Genomic DNA, 1,597 nt, shown 5'->3' on the forward strand with positions numbered 1-1,597 from the left:
CTCACGACCAGGGGCCTTTGCGCCCTTTGGCGTCACGGCCCCAGCGGGGGTCGGATTTGGGCTGGGGTTGGGACCGGGGTTCGGGCGCTTCGGTCCGTGTTCCCCATGGACCGTGGTCTTCCTCACGGCGTTGCGGCTCAGGCGTCGCGCGCATTTCGCCCGCCATCGCCTGAAGCGCGGCGATGCGGTTGTCCGTATCGGGGTGGGTGGAAAACAGATTGTCCATGCGCTCGCCCGAGAGCGGGTTGATGATGAACATATGCGCGGTGGCCGGATTGCGCTCGGCATCCTGGTTGACCACCTGCTTTGCACGCCGGGCGATCTTGTCTAGCGCTGAGGCGAGCCACAGCGGGTTGCCGCAGATCTCCGCGCCGCGCCGGTCGGCGGAATATTCGCGGGTACGGCTGATGGCCATCTGCACCATCATGGCGGCGAGCGGTGCGACGATCATCGCCACAAGAACGCCGACAAAGCCAAGCGGGTTGTTGTTGTCACGGTTGCCGCCGAAGAAGAAAGCGAAATTGCCGAGCATGGAAATCGCGCCGGCCAGCGTCGCGGTGATGGTCATGGTGAGCGTGTCGCGGTTCTGCACATGGGCAAGCTCGTGCGCCATGACACCGGCCACCTCCTCATAGCTTAGCCGGTCGAGCAGGCCGGTGGTGGCGGCGACCGCCGCGTTCTGCGGGTTGCGACCGGTGGCGAAGGCGTTGGGCTGGTCGTTCTGGATCAGATAGACGCGCGGCATGGGAAGGCCAGCCCGCGCCGCCAGATCGCGCACGATGCCGAAATACTCCGGCGCGTTGCGCTCATCGACCTCGACGGCATTGTGCATCCGCAGCACCATCTTGTCGGCATTCCAGTAGCTGAACAGGTTCATGCCTGCGGCGATCAGGAAAGCGATCATCATGCCGCCTGTGCCCCCGATCAGATAGCCCACGCCCATGAAGAGGGCCGTCATCAGGGCCAGGAGCATCGCGGTGCGTATCATGTTCATTGTCGTCTCAAGCTCCAGAATGAGGCTGCGCCGGGCATTTTCGAACGCGCGACCAATCGCTTATATGATGGGGAACGCGCTTCGTGTATTCAATATTTCCCCGTTTTCGAGAGGAAGTTGCCGTGAAAGACGAGACGGACAGACAGGAAGATGCACCGGAAAAGGTTCTCTCGCCGGCAGCCAGGCGTGCGCTTGCGGAAGCCGAGGCCCGGCGCAGGGCCTATGAGGCAGAAGCCGCAAAGGCTCCGAAGGAACTTGGCGGGCGCGGAGGCCATGACCCGGCGCGCTATGGCGACTGGGAAGTGAAGGGCATCGCAACGGATTTCTGATTCCGATTGCGCAATGCGCATTAGAGGAATATATTCCTCTAATGCTTCATTTCTTCCACAAAGCATTTGTTGCGCTATTGCTTGCCGGTGCGTTGAGCGCTCAACCGGCGGCCTTTGCGGCGCGCAGGGAGGTGATCTCCGGACCGGTGGAAGCCCGTGTTCTGCGCGTGATCGACGGGGACACTTTTGTTGCCGAGGCGCACGTCTGGCCGGGGCAGCGCATCAGGGTCAGCGTGCGTATCCGTGGTGTGGATGCGCCGGAGCTGCGCAGCCG

Annotated in this window: 2 protein-coding genes and 1 pseudogene; 2 read left to right on the plus strand and 1 reads right to left on the minus strand. The window is 62.9% G+C overall.

Translation table 11 applies throughout. The annotated features are described in order from the left end of the window. Nucleotide 1 precedes the first annotated feature (1 nt). Nucleotides 2-994: a zinc metalloprotease HtpX gene (htpX, locus tag JCM21793_RS22985; RefSeq protein ID WP_025031861.1), complete on the minus strand. Its 993-nt coding sequence runs from the start codon at nt 992-994 to the stop codon at nt 2-4. Between the two features lie 122 nt (nt 995-1,116). On the opposite strand from htpX, the gene JCM21793_RS22990 reads away from it, so the two are divergent. Continuing rightward, nucleotides 1,117-1,323 carry a DUF1674 domain-containing protein gene (locus JCM21793_RS22990; RefSeq protein WP_007010908.1) on the plus strand — a complete coding sequence of 69 codons (207 nt, stop codon included), beginning with the start codon at nt 1,117-1,119 and terminating at the stop codon, nt 1,321-1,323. Nucleotides 1,324-1,364: 41 nt separating this feature from the next. After that, nucleotides 1,365-1,597: pseudogene (locus JCM21793_RS22995) on the plus strand (thermonuclease family protein); the annotation flags it as partial.

This window comes from Nitratireductor aquibiodomus NL21 = JCM 21793 (assembly GCF_000615975.1).
GTDB lineage: Bacteria > Pseudomonadota > Alphaproteobacteria > Rhizobiales > Rhizobiaceae > Nitratireductor > Nitratireductor aquibiodomus.